Annotated in this window: 10 protein-coding genes; 1 reads left to right on the top strand and 9 read right to left on the bottom strand. The window is 65.1% G+C overall.

Annotation, left to right across the window (positions count from 1 at the left end):
- Positions 1–6: 6 nt before the first annotated feature.
- The 9 genes from GFK26_RS16895 to GFK26_RS16855 form a co-directional block, all read right to left on the bottom strand.
- Positions 7–1,893: a KAP family P-loop NTPase fold protein gene (locus tag GFK26_RS16895; RefSeq protein ID WP_153282972.1), complete on the bottom strand. Its 1,887-nt coding sequence runs from the start codon at positions 1,891–1,893 to the stop codon at positions 7–9.
- 340 nt (positions 1,894–2,233) lie between these two features.
- The gene (locus GFK26_RS16890; RefSeq protein WP_153282971.1) at positions 2,234–2,500 is read right to left on the bottom strand and encodes a hypothetical protein; all 267 of its coding nucleotides are present in this window, start codon (positions 2,498–2,500) and stop codon (positions 2,234–2,236) included.
- Positions 2,501–2,986: 486 nt separating this feature from the next.
- Complete coding sequence (locus GFK26_RS16885; RefSeq protein ID WP_153282970.1) at positions 2,987–4,648, bottom strand: sensor histidine kinase; 1,662 nt, start codon at positions 4,646–4,648, stop codon at positions 2,987–2,989.
- A gap of 292 nt (positions 4,649–4,940) precedes the next feature.
- A complete protein-coding gene (locus GFK26_RS16880; protein ID WP_153282969.1) occupies positions 4,941–5,330 on the bottom strand; it encodes a hypothetical protein in 390 nt (129 codons plus the stop codon).
- Between the two features lie 46 nt (positions 5,331–5,376).
- Positions 5,377–5,820 carry an outer membrane protein assembly factor BamE domain-containing protein gene (bamE, locus tag GFK26_RS16875; RefSeq protein ID WP_153282968.1) on the bottom strand — a complete coding sequence of 148 codons (444 nt, stop codon included), beginning with the start codon at positions 5,818–5,820 and terminating at the stop codon, positions 5,377–5,379.
- A gap of 64 nt (positions 5,821–5,884) precedes the next feature.
- The gene (locus tag GFK26_RS16870) at positions 5,885–7,132 is read right to left on the bottom strand and encodes an HlyD family efflux transporter periplasmic adaptor subunit (protein ID WP_153282967.1); all 1,248 of its coding nucleotides are present in this window, start codon (positions 7,130–7,132) and stop codon (positions 5,885–5,887) included.
- Entirely contained in the window at positions 7,129–9,321 is a 2,193-nt protein-coding gene (locus tag GFK26_RS16865) for a type I secretion system permease/ATPase (RefSeq protein ID WP_153282966.1), read from the bottom strand. Before GFK26_RS16865 ends, GFK26_RS16870 begins: the two co-directional genes overlap by 4 nt.
- Complete coding sequence (locus tag GFK26_RS16860) at positions 9,318–10,652, bottom strand: TolC family outer membrane protein (protein WP_153282965.1); 1,335 nt, start codon at positions 10,650–10,652, stop codon at positions 9,318–9,320. The genes GFK26_RS16865 and GFK26_RS16860 overlap by 4 nt, the downstream gene beginning before the upstream one ends.
- Positions 10,653–10,720: 68 nt before the next feature.
- Positions 10,721–16,945, bottom strand: coding sequence for a tandem-95 repeat protein (locus tag GFK26_RS16855; protein ID WP_153282964.1), 6,225 nt, complete (start codon positions 16,943–16,945; stop codon positions 10,721–10,723).
- Positions 16,946–17,588: 643 nt separating this feature from the next.
- Between GFK26_RS16855 and GFK26_RS16850 the strand changes: the two genes are divergently transcribed.
- Positions 17,589–18,416, top strand: coding sequence for a helix-turn-helix domain-containing protein (locus GFK26_RS16850; protein ID WP_153282963.1), 828 nt, complete (start codon positions 17,589–17,591; stop codon positions 18,414–18,416).
- Positions 18,417–18,422: the final 6 nt, after the last annotated feature.

The following is an 18,422-nucleotide window of genomic DNA, read 5'->3' as shown; positions in this document are numbered from 1 at the left end:
TCCCCATTATTTGACCTCTTTCTTTTGTTTTTGCAGGTACTTGCGCGCCTTCTCGTCCGTCTCTGGATCGTCTTCCCAGTCTCGCAACAGAGCAGCTGCCCACGGAAGCGATTTGAGCAGGGGAATGAGCGCCACACTGCGCTTGTTGCCTGGGACCTCGTAGAGCGCCGGTGCTAGCTGAAGTCCCATCGCCGGATGAGATTCGGTGCAATGAAGGCATCGCACGATGTCCTCAAACTCCCACTGGTTCTCGCGACCTTTTCGAATCGCACGATTGAGTATTCGAGAAACATCTCCTTCACCGAGGGCTTTGAGCTGATTGACAAGCAATGCGGACCGTTCAGTCGCCTCCATGATTGCTTCCAACACCTTCTTGGCTTGAGCAGATAGTTCGTCGTAGGCAGCCAAACCCAAGCTGCGGTCGCGGCTGAGATGCAAGATTGGCTGTAGATTTTTGCCTGCCAGACGCGGAGCGAGCTTGAGCCACTGCTCGTAGAAGGGGCCGGTCCACGATGGGTGTGGCGGCTCGTACTTCTCGGCTTTTTGCGCGGCGTCCTCCACTGCGTTTAGAAACTCTGCGTTGCCGTCTGGATTTTCGGCCACCGATTTGGTCAGAAATTCGAATGCAGCACTCGATGCGCAACGTTCGAACAGCTGAACCTTGACCAGCGCCTCCAGGGCAAGCGGCATCTCCATTTCTTCGGCGATGGTCAGCCGAATCATGATGTTGTTCAAAAATCGCTTGATGAGACGTGGATTGCCGGCAATTTCGGCGGATGTCACGAGCAGAGGCGCTAGCTGATCGGCGATATCCAATTCCTTGGCTACCGCTGCCTCTTCAGGTTTGAACGCCTGATCAAGAAGCTCGCGTGAAATGCCCTTTGACCACGACTTCTTTAGCAGCTTAAGAACCTCTGCCTGTCCAGCTGACTGAGCCTCCCTTGAAAGCTTCCCTTTGCGCACAGCGAGGTCAGTCAGCAGGAGCGCGAGATATGCCTTGACCTCACTAATACCAAGGCGCGGGACGCGCAACGGAATCTGGATGAGCTTATCGAAGTAGCTAGTGACAAGCCCTTCTTCGATCTCCACGCCTTTGAAGTGAGCCCGAACCGCGCCACGAATCATGCTTTCGTCGGCGGCAATCAGAAAGGCGGTCCGTGGGACATGCAGCAACAGCCGCATGGCCTCCAGCGTGCCGATAGCCGTTGTAGGGAGGCATCGATCGAGATCGTCGACAAAGACGACCAAGCGGACATTGAGCTTTTCCAAGAGGTCGGCAAATGCCTGGCGCAGCCCCTCAATTTCCTTGGGCAAAGACGCGTCCTTCTTTTCTCCAATCACTTCTTTGAGTTCGGGCGAGAGCTCTGCGTAGGCCTCTTGGACTGCCTTTAGGCTTTCCGCGCGCCTGTTTTCATCGGCGAATCCCTGTACAAGGCCACTGACTGCGCCGAACAGGGCTCCAAGGGGGCCCGCTCCGAGCGTGCCGACAGCAACATGCGCAACCACCGGTGCGGCGATTCGACCTACCTTGAGTAGCTTGACGCGCTTGGCAAAGTCCATCGCCTTGTCGACGAACGTTTTCCGCTTCGTTGCTTCTTCGACAAGTCGGTCTGAGACTGCTTGGAGTAGCGCTTGGCGAGCATCTTCGTAGCCCTGATACAACCACGCGTTGAACTCCATGAGGATGTATGGGGAGTTTTCGTCGTCCTTTTTTGTGCTTTGTTCCAATTGGGCCTGAACAAGCTTCACAAGAGTCGATTTGCCGGCGCCCCATCCACCGGATATTCCAATGGTGACCGGCATATCGCCGGCATCCTTGATCAGATTTGTCGCTGCATTCGCGACCAATCCGAAGTTGAGTAGATCAACCTTTGCCTCGATGTCATGCCACATTTTCTTGTCCTCCTCGTTCGTATTTCTTGGAATTCAATGGGACTACGATTTAGTTTTTTCGGCCGGCAAGCTGCCATGAACAACAGCGCTTCCCGATCTAGGCCTAGCCCATGCGCGCCACTGTATCAGACGCTTACATTGATTACATTGCACTATCCGGCGAATGTCTCTTTGGGGCTGATAGCTCCTATTGGATTAGCCGAGACGATTGGCAGCTATCGCTGCAAAACGATCAAACCTCGATCGAGGAGCGGGCGACACCCGGCCCTTGCTACGCTGAAGGAGATGGGAAAGTGAGCCGCCGCCGGCCACAAAGACACAGCGGCGAGCAACAGCGCCCCTACCCCCCCACTCTCCCCAACAACCTCTCCGCCTCCCGCGCCAGATCCGCCGCGATCCACAGCATGTGATCCCGGTGTTTCTCTCCGGCTTCCTCGAACCAGCCGTTGCCGTCGCCATAGCAGCACCACAGCAGGGAGTTCAGCTGGGCCAGTTTGATTTCGAGGAGGTCTCGGGCGTCTTCGCCTGTGGGGGTGCCGGATGCCGCGCCGCGTGTGCGGCGGGAAGATTTGGGCGTTGAACGCCCAGCGATAATTTGCTCAGCCATTTGGTGTGCTCCTTGTACAAGTTGTGCACGTCTTTTGGTTAGACGGTCAGGGTGTTCACGCACCCTGGCCGTCGCCTTTTGTGCCTCACATTCGTGTCGCTGCTCACAAAGAGGCATCGACACCCGCCGTGAGGCAAGGCGGTTCATTCATTCGCTCGTCAATCGATCAATGGATGCATGGGGAGAAGGCGTTCCTTTCACGGGGTTCGTCGGCCGCTACAGCGGGCCGTCTTGTCGCGGGGGCATTCACTGTAGGGAAGCGAAGCCGCGCAAGAGAAAAGAATTCGTCGAGGATTCCTCGAATCGACGAGATATCTGAGGTGCCCCGGTTTTTGGGCTTCACCGGAGACGAGGCGAAGCGAGGTTCGGCTCGGGGCCGACCGCGAAGGAAGGCCTTATATGGGCGCCGCCCCAGGTCTCGGCTTGTGCCTCAGACAGAGCACCTTCAGCACATGCTCCGGCGAGTCATGCAGGCGCATGCCTGATTCATGTATTCGGATCACTTCTGCCACTCAGCGCCAACCCGTGAATCCCGCGGAAGTCCAACTGCTCCAGCAAGTCAAGAAGCCGGGCAATGAACGCAGCATGGGCGACTTGATCGGCATGGTGCGCAACCCAATGCTCAATATCGGTGAAGCGTCCCTGGAGCGCCAGGCCTGCGAGCTCGTCCAGAGCTCGATCCTCCGGCATGAGATTTCGGGGCATCGCGGGCATCGATGAAGACCCAGCGGGTTCCATCTCCCGCTGCTCGACGACGACCCAATCTGCGTCAGCTTCATCGGTCGGCGCAGAGAGTACGAAAGAAAACGTGGCACCTTGGCCGTAGACACTGGTCACGCTCAGGGACCCACCCATGGCCTCGACAATGCGCCGCACGATGAACAGGCCCAGCCCGCTGCTGCCACTTGCGGCTTGTACCTGCTGGAACGCGGAAAAAATGTCGGCATTCTGGTTCAGGTCGACGCCAATGCCTGTGTCACTGACAGCGAAATTCAAGGTACAGGTTGCCCCCTCTTTCCGGGCCGTGACAGAGAGAGTCACCAGACCATCGCGCGTGAACTTGGCGGCGTTGGACAACAGATTCAACAGCACCTGCTGCAAGCGTTTTCCGTCGATGTTGATCCGTTGGGGAATTCGAGTTGAGGGCTGATAGCGAAAGCCGTTGTTCTGTTGCGAACACAGGGCGACTCCGTATTCGGAGATGTTGTCCAGCAGAAGCGGCAGGTCGGTAGTGAGCGGTTGAATAGCCAAAGGTTGCAGTTCGGCCTTGGCATATTCCAGCAGTTCGTCGATCAGGTTGAGTTGATATTTGACGCCGCGCTGGATGGCTAGCAGATGCTTGCGTTGCCCTTGGTTCGCGTTGGCGAGCAAGAGCGAGGAGTATCCGCTGATCGTCGCAAGCGGTGCGCGCAAGTCGTGGCTGACGTAGCCCAGGATTTCAACTTTCTGTCGGTCCTTTGCTTCGGCGTCCGCGAGTGCCGTTCGCAGTTCTTCATGCAACGCGGACGCGTGCATGTTGCCGAACGCAATGGCATACCCGACGTGAATCAACTGAAGACCGAAGGCAAACAAGACCTGGAAATCCCCTGAAGCCAGAAAATCTTGCGGCACAGGGAAAAAAGGCGTGCCGACCAAGCGTGCGCTGTGAGCCACCAGTGCCGCCAATGCCACCAAAGCCACAGCGGCGACTTCCGGCTTGAAGCGCTCTCCTCGTCCACGATTCACTGCGAACAGTGTCTGAAGCATCATCAGGGCGATCAGCGTTTGGGCCACGCTATACACGTACACGCGTGCCGAGGTGTCATATGAACCGTAGGAGTAGTACGCCAGCAGTGCGACCTCCGAGCTCAACACTCCCACCATCCACGGCAACCACGACCGGCGTCGGTCGAAGAACACGCAGATACCTACGTACAGCAGGATTGAGCTCAGTGTTAAGCAGAGATTCCCGACGAGGATGGATAGAAAATCCGGGATTCGCCCCCGCAAAGTGAGGAGCAAAGCACCGACTCCGAAGACGAAGAATCCAAAGCCCCAATGAATGAGATAGCGGGCTCGTCCCCTCGCCCACAACGCCCACATGCCGGCGGCAAGGACAGCTTCCAACAGCGCAGTGAAGAAGGCCGCGGTTCCCAGACTCAAGTTCATTTTTTCTTTTCCGATCGGCTAGTCGTTCATATGGGGGACTCAGCACGGCCAGATTGTCGGCCTGATCGGTACTTCAGCCCATCAGCACGCCAATCGCCAGGACAGCGACGAGACCGAGTAACAACCACAGCGCCACATTGCTCAACCGGTAGAGGTTTCTGCGAAAGCGCTTGGTGCGGCGGATCACGGCGCGCCTCCCGGGGCGGCCGTGCAGGCGTCGTCGTTGAACGCAAGAAGAAGACACAGCCCCCTGCAGCGGGCCGCATCCACCGCGACGGCCGGGCCACCCACATCAGGCATGGGGCATGCGGTGGTACAGCCCCGGCAGAAAGCCGCCGGGCGCGGTGAGGCGCGACTTGAGCCGCACGACCAGGTGCAGGTCGTCCACCAGATGAAGGTCGCCGCCTCGGTTCGTGAGCTGCAGCTTCACGGCCAGCAGGCCCTGCAGCTTGGCGCGGTGCCATTCGGCGGCGTCGGTGATCTGCGCGCGCGTCATGGCCGGGATGCCGATGCCGTGTTCCAGCTCGGCGGCGCGCAGGCAGGCCACGACGCGGTCGACGCTTTTCAGCGTGCCCTCGATCACCTCCAGGCAACGCTCGGCCAGCCGCGTCGGCTCGTCGGCGGAGTTGCCGTACACGAAGGCCTCGTAGGGACGGGGCGCGCGCGTGGCGTCGCGAGGCATGGGCTGCTGACCGATGTTGCTGTTGTTGCTGCTGCTGGCGACGGGCTCAGCGCGGTACCAGATCCAGGCATTGCCGACGGCGCCACACGGCGCTGCGCACGGCCTGGCTGTCGTCGAACACGACCTTGTACTGGCACACGAGGTAGTTGGCCGACTGCGGCATCTGGAACTTGAAGTGGTAGTCCCACTCGGTGCCGCGCGCGCCGCGCTCTTGCTTCAGCGCCTGGCCGAGCACGGCGAGCACCTGGGCCTGGTTGAGGCCGGGCTTGATCTCGCGAAAGCGCTCGGGCCGCGACACCACGCCGTCGCGCAGAAAGGGTTCCTTGAAGTCGGGGCGGCGCGCCTCGACGTCGCGGTAGTCCAGCTTGTCGGGGTTGCTCACGGGGTCCACGGGGTTGTCGCGGGCCACGGCAGTTGTCGCGGCGCCGAGCAGTGCGGCGGCGAGCACGAAGGTGGCAACGGCGGGTGATGCGTGCGGGGTCTTTTTCATGGCTAGCGTCCTCTTGGGTCAGATGGGTTTCAGATGGGCTTGTGGAGAAATGAGCGCGCGCGGGTCAGCGCTCGCGCATGGCTTCGCGCGCCTTGTTCAGCGGCTTGGTCAGGTAGTCCCACACGGTCTTGCGGCCGGTGCGGATGTCGGCGGTGGTCACCATGCCGGGCACGATGGGCATGCGGCGGCCGGCCTTGTCGGTGAGCGCGTCGGAGTCGGTGCGCACGAGCACGGGGTAGTACACGATCTCGGGCTTGACCTCGTCGCGCTGGGTGTCGGGCGCGATGGTCACCACGCGGCCCTTGAGGCCGCCGTACACGGCGTAGTCGTAGGCGGTGATCTTGATCTGCGCCTCCTGCCCGGGCCGCATGAAGGCGATGTCGCGCGGCGAGATGCGCGCCTCGACCAGCAGCTGGTCGTCCAGCGGCACGAGGGTCAGCAGCGAGCCGTTGGGCGGCACGACGCCGCCGATGGTGGTGACCTGCAAGCTCTTGACGATGCCGCGCACGGGCGAGTTCAAGGTGAGCCGCTCGAGCGAGTCGGCACGCCCGCGCACCACGGACGACAAAGACTTCACCTCGGCATCGGCCTTGGCCAGTTCTTCGCGGCTGCGCACCATGTAGTTCGATCGCGCCTCGGAAATCTTCAGCTCCAGGTCGGCAGCCTGGCGTTGCAGGCGGATGAGTTCGACGTTGCTGGCCGCGCCGCTCACCTGCAGTGAGCGCGTGATGTCGAGCTCTTTGCGCACGAGCGCAAGCGCCTGGCCCAGGCCGGCCGTGGTGTCGCGCAAGCTGCCCTGGCGCGAGCGGAAGAGCGCGCTTTCGGAATCGACCAGTTGCGCGTGCGCCTTCAGCTCGGCGGGGAACTGCAGGGTGCTGCGCCCTTCCACCTCGGCGCGCAGGCGCACGCTGCTGGCCAGTGCGGCGCGGTAGCGCGCGGCGGTTTCTTCCACGCTCGATTCGCCGCGCGTCGGGTCGAGCTGCGCAAGCACCTCGCCCTTCTCGACGATCTGGCCTTCGTGCACGCGCAGCTCGGCGAGGATGCCGCCTTCGAGCGACTGGATGCGCTGCTCACGCGAGCTGGGAATCACCTTGCCCATGCCGCTGGACACCTCGTCGATCTCGAAGCACCAGGCCCACACGAAGAACGCGAGCAGAAAGAGCGCGACGAACCACACGACGCGTGCGGAGCCGCTGGCGCGGGCCTCGTCGAAGTCGTCGGCGCCGCCGGGGCCCCACACGGTGGCAGTGGAGACGGCGGGTGACTGCGTCTGTGCCTGCATTTGTGCCTTGGTCAATGTCACGGCGTTCATGCCTGCGTCTCCTTGCCATGGCCTGCGGGGGCCGCGGTCTCGCGCGATGCCGCCGCGCCCTGGCGCAGCCGCGCCATCACCTGGTCGCGCGGCCCGTCGAGCACGACGGCGCCGCCGTCCACCACGAGGATGCGGTCGACCGCCTCGAGCACGGCCGGGCGGTGCGTGGCCAGCACCAGCGTGCGGCCTGCGGACAGCGCGCGCAATTGTTCGATCACTTCGCGCTCGGCCACTTCGTCGAGCGAGGCGGTGGGCTCGTCGAGCAGCAGCACGCTGGGGCGGCGCAGCATGAGCCGCGCGAGCAGCAGGCTCTGGCGCTGTCCGCCCGAGAGGCCGCGCCCGCCTTCGAGCAGCGGATGGTCCAGCCCGGTGGGCAGGCGGCGCACGAAGGCCCAGGCGCCGGTGGCTTGCAGGGCCGCAATCAATTCGGCGTCGGTGGCGTGGGGCGTGCCCATCTGCAGGTTCTCGCGCAGGGTGCCGTGGAACAGGCGCGCGTCTTGCGCGAGCAGGCCGACGTCGCGGCGCACGTCGGCGGGGTCGATGTGGGCCATCGACACGCCGTCGAGCACCACGCTGCCCGCACGCGGTTCGATGAGGCCCGACAGCGCTTGCAGCAGTGTCGACTTGCCCGCGCCGTTGCGCCCGAGCACGGCAATGCGTTCGCCGGCACCGATGTGCAGCGCCTTCACATGCAGCGCGGTGGTCTGGCCGTCGTGGCTGAAGACAGTGTCGCGCAGCGTGTAGTCGCCCTGCACGGCGGGCCGGTGCACGCGCGTCTCGTTCGGCGGATGGTCGACCGGCAGCTTCATGAGCTGGTCGAGCGACTCGCCGGCCACCTTGGCCTGCTGCCAGCGGTTGAGCACCTGCGTCACGCCGGCCAGCGGCGCGAGCATGCGGGTCGACAAAATCGATGCGGCCACGAGCACGCCGGTGCTCATGTGGCCGTCCATGACCAGCGGCGCGCCGAAGAACACGACGAAGGCAAAGGCGCCGCCCTGCACGGTCTGTGTCCAGTTGCTCAGGGTGTTGAGCAGCGCGCGCAGTTGCAGGCCCGAGTCGGCGTTGACTGCGTTGTAGTGGTTCCACTGGTTCTGGAAGCGCGGCTCGGCCTGCAGCACCTTGATGTCGTCGATGCCTTGCACGGCCTCGACCAGCATGGCGTTGCGCAGCGACGATTCGCGCATGCCTGCCTGGGCCAGCGCGCGCAGGCGCGGCTGCGCCAGCAGGCTGGGCACGAGCAGCAGCACGCACGCGGCCAGCGGCACCAGCACGAGCCAGCCGGCAATGAACCAGAAGAGCACGCAGAACACGAAGAAGAACGGCAGGTCGGCCACGGCCGCCACGGTCGTCGACGTGAGCATTTCGCGCACGGGCTCCAGCTCGCGCAGCTGCGAGATGAAGGTGCCGGTGGCGCGCGGGCGTGCCGAGCCGCGCACGCGCAGCGCGTGGCCGAACACGCGGTCCGAAATGCGCAGGTCGGCGCGCTTGCCCACCACGTCGGTGATGCGCATGCGCGCGCCGCGCATGACCCAGCTGAACACGATCGACAGCAGCACGCCGCCGAACAGCACATGCAGCGTGGGCAGCGACTGCGCGGGCACGACGCGGTCGTACACCTGCATCGAGAACAAGGTGCCGGCCAGCGCCATCAGGTTGTAGGCGAGCGACGCGACGAGGATGTGCGCGTAGGGCCGCCAGTCGGCCAGCACGATCTGGCGCAGCCAGTGCGGCTCGACGGGGCGGATGTAAGCGTCGACGCGCGAGTCGGGCGCCGATTGCGCGGGCCGCAGCACGGCCATGGCTTCGAGCGTGGGTTGCAGCTCGTCGATCGTGCAGACGGTTTCTGCGCCCTGGTCGCCACCGAGCATCACGCGCAGGCCCTGCGCCGAGATGGCGGTGACCACGGCCACCTGCCCGTCGCGCAGTTGCAGCACCACGGGCAGGCGCCAGGGGCTCAGGGTGTCCAGACGCGGTGCGACCTGGCGCACGGTGAGTCCGGCTTGGCGGGCCATCTGGCGCACGCGCTCGCCGATGTCTTCGTGGTCGCTCCATGCGACAGCGCCGCGGATGCGCTCGCGCGAGGTGTCGAGGTGGTAGTGGGCGGCCACGGCGAGCACGGCATCGACCCAGCCGGAGAGCAGTTCGGGGCCGCGCGCGGCAGCAAGCTCGGGCATGGTGGTGGCGGTCATGGCTGGCCTCCGGCGACGAGGTCGCCCGCATCGACCAGCCCGAAGGCCTCGCGCAGGCGGCCCGACTGGTACAGGCACTCGACCGCGAGCCGCTGCACTTCGTGCGCGCTCTCGGCCTGCTCGAAGCGCGCGCCGTGGAACTCCTGCTCGGCATTGAGCAGGTCGAGCAGCGAGCGCGTGCCCAGCTGCAGGTACTGCTCGCGGTACAGGTCGCGCGTGCGCTGCGTGCTGTGCACGCGCGCGGCGAGCACGGGCAGGCGCTGCGCGTGGCCTTGCGATTGCACGCGCGCGTCTTCAAGCCGCTGCCGCACGCTGAGCTGTGCGTAGCCCAGCGCGGCCTCGGCCGCTTCGACGGCGTGCACGGCGGCGCGCTGGCGGGCCTGGCTGCGCCCGCCTTCGTACAGCGGCGCGCTGAAGTTGACGGTGAGCGTGCTTTCGGTGGCGGACTGGCCGGCGAGCCGCGCGCCCGATTCGAGCCCCCGGTTGACGCCGGCGTTGAGCGACAGCGTGGGCAGCAGTTGGGCATCGGCACCGCGCAGTGCGGCCTGCGCCATGTCGCGCTCGGCCTGCGCCATCTGCACGGTCGGTGCGGGCAAGGCCGTCTGCGGGTGCGCGGCGCAGGCGCTCGCGAGCGGCGCCGACGCTTCGCCGGCGATGTCGACCGGCATGCGGCCCTGGGTCAAATGCATGAGGTTGAGGCGCCAGCGCTCGGCTTGCGACGCGGTGTTGAGTTGCTGCGCACGCGCGGCCTCCAGGCGCGACTGCGCCTGTGCCACGTCGGACTGGCTGGTGGCGCCCTTGGCCTGGCGCTCGCCCACGAGGCCGGCCAGCGACTGCACACCCTTCACCTGGGCCTGCGCGATTTCGCCGAGCGCCTGCTGGCGATGCACTTCGATCCATGCCTGCGCGGTATCGCGCACCACGTCGTCGACCGCCACGAGCAGCTTGGCGCGCGCGGCCGTGGCCGACGCCTCGGCCTCGTTCACGGCGCTCGACACCTTGCCGAAGTCGTACAGCAGCTGGGTCACCGACAGCGAGGCCTGGTGCACCTGGCGGCGACCGTCGGTCTGGAGCTGGCGGTTGCCCGTGCGTGCGCTCAGGCCTGCGCTAACCTGCGGGTAGTAGCCCGAGCGCGCGGCCGCAATGCCCTCACCCGCCTGCAGCGCCTGCCCGACGGCATTGCGCACGGTCGGGTGCGAGGTGGCGGCCAGGCGCACGGCCTCGGTCATGCCCAGCGGGGTGGCGGTGCCCGCTTGCGCAAGCGCCGCCGTGCCGGCGAGCAGAAGAAATGCGCCCGCGGCGGCGGACGGAAGGAGACGAGAAAAATGCATGCGTAAGAACGGGCGACACCGTGCGAACAAGGTGCCGACGCCGCAGGCGGCGCCGGCACGCCGGTCGGTCAGTGGTGAAGCGCGAGGCCCATGTGAAGCTCGTCATCGAGCGAAGGGGCTACGGGCGGTGCGTAGGCCGCGAGCGAATCGGCCGACGACGCCAGGGCCAGCGCCGAGGGCGATGCCTGCGTGCCACCGAAGGCCGGCGGGAACGCGGCCTGCAGCAGCGCATGCAGTGACTCGGCACCGCCGAAGCCTTGCAGCATGTCGGACAGCTGCATGCCTCCCCATGGGCTGTCGCCGAAGGGGAAATGCGGCGCATCCTGCTGTTGCTGCTGCTCGATCGACACCGTCACTTCGTCGACGCCGGCCAGCCCCAGCGAGTCGGCCGAGCTGAAGAGCGCGGCCGCTGTCGTTGTACCCGCGCCGGGCGTGTAGTTGACATGCAGCGTCTGCGTGGCCGTATTGCTCGCATCACCGTCGCGGTCGACCACCTGGTAGCTGAGGGTCTCGTCGTAGTTTTGCGAGCTGCTGGTGCGCGGTGCCACCTGGTAGCTGAATTCGCCCGAGTCGAAGTCCACGACCAGCTTGCCGCCCTGCGCCGTGGCAATGGTGACCTGGTGCGTCGCCGCGTTGTAGCTGTAGTCGCTGCCGGCGGCGGGGCCCGTCTTCGTCATCAGGCCCGTGTTGCTGTCGAAGGCGTAGCTGGTGCCGTCGATGCTCAGCGTGGACACATGGCCGCCGTCGGCACCGAAGCCCGACGAGCCACCGAGGCCGCCGGTCAGCAGGTTGCTGACGGTGGGCGGCACGCTGATCGTGCCTTGCAGCATGTCGTTCAGCTGGCTGGTGTCGGTGACGATCTTGCCGTTGGTGTTCGTGCCGGTGTTGCCGTTGTAGGCGATGGGGTCGATGAAGGCCTGCTCCGTCGGGCCCAGGCTGGAACCCAGGCCCAGCGCGAACGAGTTGATGTGGTTGGTGGTGAGGAAGTTCTTCCAGATCGCTTCTTCCGCCGCCTGGATGCCCTTGTCAGCCGCGTTGTTGTTGCTGCTGTTCCCGAGCTGGTCGGGGTTGCCGTCGCCCAGGGTCGGCTCGCCGTCCGTGAGGAAGTAGGACACGTTCTGGGCGCCGTCCAGCTTGCCGGTGGCCGAGAAGCCGTTCATCGCTGCAGCCAAGGCAGCGTCGTAGTTGGTGCTGCCACTGGCCTGCAGGTTCTGCACCAGCGTCTTGGCCTCGGCCGCCGTCATCCAGGCCTGCTGCGCCTGCCCGGTCGTGCTGAAGGTGACGAGCTGCACCCGCACGTCGCCGTACTGGTCGTAACCGTCGATCAGGTTCTGAACGGCCTCTTTCGCACGGCTGAGGCGTGTCGGGGTTTCCAGCCCCATGCTCCCGGAGAGGTCGAGGACCACCATCAGGTTCGTGTTGATCGGCGCCACGTCGACGGCCTGTTCGCCGTTCACGAGCACCGGCGCATCGTCCTTGACGGGCACCTCGAAGCCCACCGGCGCGCCGCTGGCCTGGCCATCGCTCACCACGGCTTCGAAGTGCAGGTTCGACACGCCCTCGCCGTTGCCCGGCAGGTGGTCGATCGGCGCCTTCAGCGTGACCGTGTAGCCCGCCTCGAACAGCCCCGCGCCCGTGGCGGTGACGTTGCCCACGGCCACGGTCATCACCTCGGTGGTGACGCCGCCGACAGTGACGCTGCCCGTGAGGGTGTGCGTGCCCGCGTCCCAGGTCCACGTCACCGGCTGGCCGCCGGAGGTGACGCCGTTCGGGCCGCTGAGCGACACCGCCAGATCGCTGGCTGCGCTGTCCGGGTCCGCGATGGAAATGGTGCCGGTCGATTGCACCGGTGGTTCTCCCGCAGCCGGAATGCCGCCGGGCAGGCTGCCTTCGGAGACGACTTCTGCGTTGGTCACCGTGGCCGACGGCGCGTCGTTCACCGGATTGACGGTGACGTTCACCGTGCTGGTGGTCGTGCCGCCGTGGCCGTCGCTCACCGTGACGGTGAAGCTGTCGGTGCCGTGGAAGTTGGCGCCCGGAACGTAGGTGTAGGTGCCGTCGGCATTCACCGTCACCGTGCCGTGCGACGGGTTGGTGCCCTTGGCGTAGGTGAGCGTGTCGCCATCGACATCGCTGCCGACGATGGTGCCGCTGACCGGCGTGTCTTCGTCCGTGGTCTTGTTGTCGCCGGGCGCCGTCGGTGCCTCGTTGACGTTCTGCTCGTTGAGCGTGACGGGGATGTTCGTGGTGACCGTGCCGTCGTTCGCGCCGACCACGAGCGCGTGCGCGTTCGCGCCTGCTTCGTAGTCGTTGACGAACGCCGCGGCGCCTGCCGGTGTGAGGCTGATCTCGCCCGTGGTCGGATCGATGGCGAAGTAGCCGTCGTCGTTGCCCGAGAGGATGCTGTAGGTGATGGTCGCGCTGTCGACGTCGGTGGCGCGAACCGTGCCGAGCACGGTGCCTGCGGGGCGGTTTTCGTCGTAGCCGAAGACGTAGCCGTCTGTCGTGTTCACCGGCGTGCCGCCACCGTCGACGAACACGGGAGCGTCGTTGACAGGGTTGATGGTCACGTTGACGGTGCTCGTCGTCGTGCCCCCCTGGCCGTCGCTCACCGTGACGGTGAAGCTGTCGGTGCCGTTGAAGTTGGCGGTGGGCGTGTACGTGTAGGTGCCATCGGGGTTGACCGTCACCGTGCCGTGCGCTGGATCGCTGCCCTTGGTGTAGGTCAGCGTGTCGCCATCGGCGTCGCTGCCGACGACTTGGCCGCTGACGGGCGTGTCTTCGTTCGTGGTCTTGGTGTAGTCGGGCGCCGTCGGTGCGTCGTTGACCGGGTCGATGGTCACCGTCACGGTGCTGGTCGTTGTGCCGCCATGGCCATCGCTCACCGTGACAGTGAAGCTGTCGGTGCCGTTGAAGCTGGCGTCAGGCGTGTATGTGTAGGTGCCGTCGGCGTTGACCGTGACGGTGCCGTTCGTCGGATCGCTGCCCTTGGTGTACGTCAGCGTATCGCCGTCGATATCGCTGCCGACGACCTGGCCGCTGACGGGCGTGTTTTCGTCTGTCGTCTCGGCGTAGTTCGGCACCGTCGGCGCATCGTTGACCGGATCGATCGTGACCGTCACGGTGCTGGTGGTCGTTCCGCCGTGGCCATCGCTCACCGTCACGGTGAAGCTGTCGGTGCCGTTGAAGTTCGCGCCGGGGGTGTAGGTGTACGTGCCGTCGGCATTGACAGTCACCGTGCCATGCGCCGGGTCGCTGCCCTTCGCGTAGGTGAGCGTGTCGCCATCGACGTCGCTGCCAGTCACTTGGCCGCTGACCGGCGTGTCTTCGTTCGTCGTCTTGGTGTAGTCGGGGGCCGTGGGGGCGTCGTTGACCGGATCGATCGTGACCGTCACTGTGCTGGTCGTCGTCCCACCTTTGCCATCACTCACCGTCACCGTGAAGCTGTCGGTGCCGTTGAAGTTGGCGCCCGGCGTGTACGTGTACGTGCCATCGGCGTTGACTGTGACCGTGCCGTGCGCGGGATCGCTGCCCTTCGTGTAGGTCAGCGTGTCGCCATCAGCATCGCTTCCGACGATTTGGCCGCTGACCGGCGTGTCTTCGTTCGTCGTCTTGGTGTAGTCAGGGGCCGTCGGTGCATCGTTCACCGGGTTGACGGTCACGTTCACCGTGCTGGTGGTCGTGCCGCCGTGGCCGTCGCTCACCGTCACGGTGAAGCTGTCGGTTCCGTTGAAGTTCGCACCGGGGACGTAGGTGTACGTGCCATCGGCGTTGACCGTGACCGTGCCGTGCGCGGGATCACTGCCCTTGGTGTACGTCAGCGTGTCGCCATCGATATCGCTGCCGATCACCTTGCCACCGACGACCGTGTCTTCGTCCGTGGACAGGTTGTAGTTGGGCGCGGTCGGTGCGTCGTTGACCGGGTTGATGGTCACGTTCACCGTACTTGTGGTGGTGCCGCCATGGCCGTCGCTGACAGTGATCGTGAAGCTATCGGTGCCGTTGAAGTTCGCACCGGGGGTGTAGGTGTAGGTGCCATCGGCATTGACCGTGACCGTGCCGTGCGCTGGGTCGCTGCCCTTCACGTACGTGAGCGTGTCGCCGTCGACGTCGCTACCGACGACTTGGCCACTGACTGGCGTGTCTTCGTTCGTGGTCTTGGTGTAGTTGGGCACCGTGGGTGCGTCATTGACCGGGTTGATGGTCACGTTCACCGTGCTGGTGGTCGTGCCGCCGTGGCCGTCGCTCACCGTCACGGTGAAGCTGTCGGTGTCGTTGAAGTTGGCGCCGGGAACGTAGGTGTACGTGCCGTCGGGGTTGACCGTGACAGTGCCGTGCGCTGGGTCGCTGCCCTTCACGTAGGTGAGCGTGTCGCCATCAGCGTCGCTGCCGATCACCTTCCCGCTAACCGGCGTGTCCTCGTTCGTGGTCTCGGTGTAGTTCGGCGCCGTCGGTGCATCGTTCACCGGGTTCACGGTCACGTTCACCGTGCTGGTGGTCGTGCCGCCGTGGCCGTCGCTCACCGTCACGGTGAAGCTGTCGGTGCCGTTGAAGTTCGCGCCAGGGACGTAGGTGTATGTGCCATCGGCGTTGACCGTGACCGTGCCGTGCGCTGGGTCGCTGTCCTTCGCGTACGTGAGCGTGTCGCCGTCGACGTCGCTGCCGACGACTTGGCCACTGACTGGCGTGTCTTCGTTCGTCGTCTTGGTGTAGTCGGGCACCGTCGGCGCGTCATTGACCGGATCGACAGTGACCGTGATGGTGCTCGTCGTCGTGCCACCGTGGCCGTCGCTCACCGTCACGGTGAACGTGTCGGTGCCGTTGAAGTTCGGGTTCGGCGTGTACGTGTAGGTGCCATCGGGGTTGACGGCCACGGTGCCGTTGGAAGGATCGCTGCCCTTGACGTAGGTCAACGCATCGCCATCCAGGTCAGCGCCCGTCACCTTGCCGCTGACCGGCGTGTCTTCGTTCGTGGTCTCGGTGTAGTTCGGTGCCGTCGGCTCATCGTTCACCGGGTCGACCGTGACCGTCACGGTGCTGGTGACCGTTCCGCCGTTGCCATCGCTCACCGTCACGGTGAACGTGTCAGTGCCGTTGAAATTCGGATTCGGCGTGTAAACATAGGTGCCATCGGGATTGACCGTGACCGTGCCGTTGGTTGGATCGCTGCCCTTCACATACGTCAGCGCATCGCCATCGACGTCAGTGCCGATCACGCTTCCGCTGACAGGCGTGTCTTCGTCGGTGGACTCTGTGTAGTTGGGCGCCTTCGGCGCATCGTTCACCGGATCAACCGTCACCGTCACCGTGCTCGTCGTCGTCCCGCCATTGCCATCGCTCACCGTCACGGTGAAGCTGTCCGTGCCATGGAAGTCCGGGTTCGGCGTGTACGTGTACGTGCCATCCGGGTTCACCGTCACCGTGCCATGCGCCGGATCGCTGCCCTTCGTGTAGGTCAGCGTGTCGCCGCTATCGATGTCGCTGCCGGTCACACGGCCGCTCACGGGTGTGTCTTCGTTCGTGGTTTCGGCGTAGTCGGGCGCGGTGGGCGCGTCGTTGACGGGCGAGACGGTCACGGGCACCTTCACGGTGCTGGTGCCGCCCTTGCCGTCGCTGACGGTCACTTCAAAGCTGTCGGGGCCTTCGTAGCCGGGCTTGGGCGTGTAGACGAACTGGCCGGTGGACGGGTCGACGGTGACGGTGCCGTGCTCGGGGCCCTTGACGACGGTGTAGTTCAGCGCGTCACGGTCGGGGTCGGTCGCCTGCACTTGCCCGGTCACGGGCTTGTCCTGCTCGGTGACGACGGGCTCGGCCTTGCCTTCGGGGCCGCGGTTCTGCGGAGGAAGCAGCGGCGGGATGAAGGCCGGGCCGCCACCGCCGCCGCCCCCACCACCGCTCGCGGCGGCACCGACGCCCAGCACGCCGAGCGCGCCCAGCAGCCAGCCGGGCACACCGTCGGGCAGCAGCGCCCCCCCGGCGTCGTCCCACTCGATCTCGGTGAAGTGGAAGTCTTTCCAGGGCGCGGTGTACTGGCCCCACCACTGCACGCCGGCGCCGTCTTCGAGCACGAGGTCGTTGCGGCCGCCGTCGGGGTACTCGGCGAAAAAGCCGCGCACGGCGACTTCCTGCCCGTCGCGCAGCACGAGCACGAGGTCGTCGCCGCGGCGCTCGAACTTGAGCACGCTCTCGGGCGCGATCTTCAGCGAGACGATCGACGGGCGATCCAGAACCAGAGGGGTTTCTGCCGCCGCTTTGCGGACCGACGCGCCACCAGACTTGTAAACAGCTTCCATGATTTGTCCTTGCTTCTTGATTCCAGACCCCGGGGGCGCCGTCGCTTTCGACGAACAGCCCGGGCCGCACACATTGGGAAATCTCGAGCGCCGCTTGCGTCTCTCGAGGACTTGCCGGCGAGACCCGGTGCGGGTCCCACACAGGCTTGCGCTTGCATGGGGCGGGATTCTTGGTGCGAGGGGTGGCCCAGACTTTTGCCGGAGAGGCTGCGGCTTTTGCCGCGGCGGACAAATGTTCACAAACGTGTGCGAACGTCGAATACTTCACACGATTGACGAGAGAAATTCGTTAATTCGCGGGTCAAGGAAAGTGGGGCGCGCGGTCTTTTGGCTTATTGGCTTTTGCCAGGCCGTCCATTTCTTTTGATGGGCGGAATCGGCGCGGTTATTTCCTGCAATACCGAAAATGCCGGATTTTCCGCATTCAGCACCCTGCTTCCCCTCTGAAAACGGCCGTTTCAGAAGCCGCCGCATGCCACCCGTTTGGCGCCACTTGCACGCCTGGCAAGCAGAGCGATCAGGAATGAATGGCAGTCATTGGATGAGTTTGCAAATTTTGTGACAATGATTACCAAATTAATTCCTTGGTTACATTGTGCGAAGCCACGGGCGTGCCGCCGCTGTGCCGTCGCCCTTCTTTTTCATGTCTTATTGGTCCCCTCCGGAGCCCCGGAGCGCTCATCTTCTGGTGGTCGACGACAACGTTGACGAACTCAAGCTCCTGCTGGAAACGCTGCGGGGCACCGGCTACCGCATCACGCTCGCTTTCGATGCGATGGAGGGCTACCGGCGCGCGACGACACTGCAGATGGACCTGGTGCTGCTGGATGTGCGCCTGGGCGGCACCGACGGCTTTGCTGCATGCCGCCTGCTGAAGGCCGACCCGGCCACGGCGGACATTCCGGTGATCTTCGTGACCTCGTCGGCCAGCGTGGAAGAACGCCTGACGGGCCTGCGGGCCGGTGCGGTCGACTACATCGTGAAGCCCTTCGACCCGGCCGAGGTGATGGCCCGCGTCGAAATTCACCTGGCGCTGGCGGAATCCCGCAGGGCGCGCAGCGCGCCTGAAGCGGAACCACTGCCACCGCCCGACCAGCCCGCTGCGAACGACGGCGGCGCGCCGGGCTCGGGCATGGACCGCGCGCTCATGCAGGCAGCCGAACGACTCATCCTGGCCGACCTGAGCCGCGTGTTGCCGCTGCGCGAGTTGGCGGCGCGCGTGGGCACGCACGAGAAGCGCCTGTCGCGCGTGTTCAAGGAGCTGGCGAACCGCACGGTGTTCGAGTTCGTGCGCGAGGCACGGCTGCACGAGGCGCAGCGCCTGCTGCTCGAATCGGCGATGCGCATCGAAGAGATCGCCGCTGCGGTGGGGTTCTCGAGCGCCGCGAATTTCGCGACGGCGTTTCGCGAGTACTTCGACTGCACGCCCTCCGCCTGCCGCCAGGCCGGTGTCGAGCGCTCGGGCACCTGACGCGCG

The sequence above is a fragment of the Variovorax paradoxus genome, assembly GCF_009498455.1.
Lineage (GTDB): Bacteria > Pseudomonadota > Gammaproteobacteria > Burkholderiales > Burkholderiaceae_C > Variovorax > Variovorax paradoxus_H.
This window is presented reverse-complemented; position numbering and strand designations above follow the sequence as displayed.